The following is a 1,757-nucleotide window of genomic DNA, read 5'->3' on the forward strand; positions in this document are numbered from 1 at the left end:
AACCGTGTCCACCTTTTGATAATGAAAATAATCTTCCAATAATTGAAGTACCAGCAATCTTATTTATGGAAAAGGATTTTGAAAAAATAAAGACTTATATAGACAATTATTTTTCTAATAACTCATAAAGAAAATAAAAGTACAGTAAAAAGAAGTCCGATAAAAAACGAGTGGCGTAGAATATTTCTATTAATCATTCGTTTTTTATTATATTTACATATCAGTCTATCGCAAATGAACTTGTACAACATATCGAAAAATATAGTGAGGTTAATATCGTTGAAGAGTTTGCTGCACCTTTACCTGTTACCGTCATATCCGATTTATTAGGAGTGCCAACAACGGACCGTAAAAAAATTAAAGCATGGTCTGATATTTTATTTATGCCGTATAGTAAAGAAAAGTTTAATGATCTGGATGTGGAAAAGGGTATAGCACTAAATGAATTTAAAGCATATCTTCTACCGATTGTTCAGGGAAAGAGATACCATTTAACCGATGATATTATTTCGGATTTAATACGAGCTGAATATGAAGGCGAAAGATTAACAGATGAAGAAATTGTAACTTTTTCTTTAGGTTTATTAGCGGCAGGTAATGAAACAACTACTAATTTAATTATTAATAGCTTTTATTGCTTTTTAGTGGATTCACCTGGAACATATAAAGAATTAAGAGAAGAACCTAAATTAATTTCAAAGGCAATTGAGGAAGTATTGCGCTATCGCTTTCCTGTTACGTTAGCTAGGAGGATTACAGAGGATACAAATATATTTGGACCTTTTATGAAAAAGGATCAAATGATTGTTGCGTGGGTAAGTGCAGCAAATTTAGATGAGAAAAAGTTTTCGCAAGCCTCTAAATTTAATATACACCGAATAGGAAATGAAAAGCATTTAACATATGGTAAAGGTGCTCACTTTTGCTTAGGGGCACCACTTGCACGTTTAGAAGCTGAGATTGCATTAAGAACTTTCATAAATGCCTTTGAAAAAATAGAGTTATCTCCATCGTTCAATTTAGAAAAATGTCTATTGGAAAATGAACAAACGTTAAATTACTTACCTATTCTTTTGAAAACTAGGTAAATCGCTCAGCAAGGTACAAATTTACTGTACCTTGTTTTTTATTTCTCAATTGTAAATTTTTGGTTGGTTATTTAGTATGGAGGTGTGTGAAAAAGAATGGAGGAGGACGCTTATGTTAACGTGTAATGGAAGTAAAACGTTTCAAACGTTCATTAAAGGTGTAACAGATTTAATGGATAGTAATTTATTAGAAAATCAAATTGTTTGTGCGATTGAAAAATTATTAGAAGAACTTTTAGAAAAGAAAACATGGCTTCCGGTAGAAAAACAGAAGGCGAATTCGGCTCAATACGCACGACACTTATTATATGAAGATCCCTTTAATCGTTTTGAAGTATTAGCTCTTGTATGGAAAGATGGACAATCTACACCTTTACATGATCATGATGGTACATGGGGAGTAGAAGGTGTTTTTAGAGGAAGGATAATGGTGCAAAACTTTATACAAACTAAACAGCTTGAAAATTCACTTGTTTATTTAACACATACAGGAAATCTTTATTTGGGAGAAGGAGAAACAGATAAAGTCATTCCACCAGCTGATTGTCATATTCTTGAAATAGCCGAAAATGAAAGCGTTGTCACTATTCATATTTACGGAAAACGTTTAGAAAAGTTTAAAATATATGTCCCAACTGAAGAAAAGAATGTGTACATGTGTGAGACGAA

The 1,757-nt window shown here is 31.9% G+C and carries 1 protein-coding gene and 1 pseudogene; both read left to right on the plus strand.

Going from position 1 to position 1,757, the window contains the following annotated elements; translation table 11 throughout:
- Positions 1 to 221 precede the first annotated feature (221 nt).
- Positions 222 to 1,088: pseudogene (locus KI369_RS24125) on the plus strand (cytochrome P450); the annotation flags it as partial.
- Positions 1,089 to 1,200: 112 nt separating this feature from the next.
- Positions 1,201 to 1,757 (plus strand): cysteine dioxygenase family protein (locus KI369_RS24130; RefSeq protein ID WP_212957738.1); only part of this gene is annotated, 557 nt, incomplete at its 3' end.

It is taken from the genome of Bacillus sanguinis (assembly GCF_018332475.1).
GTDB lineage: Bacteria > Bacillota > Bacilli > Bacillales > Bacillaceae_G > Bacillus_A > Bacillus_A sanguinis.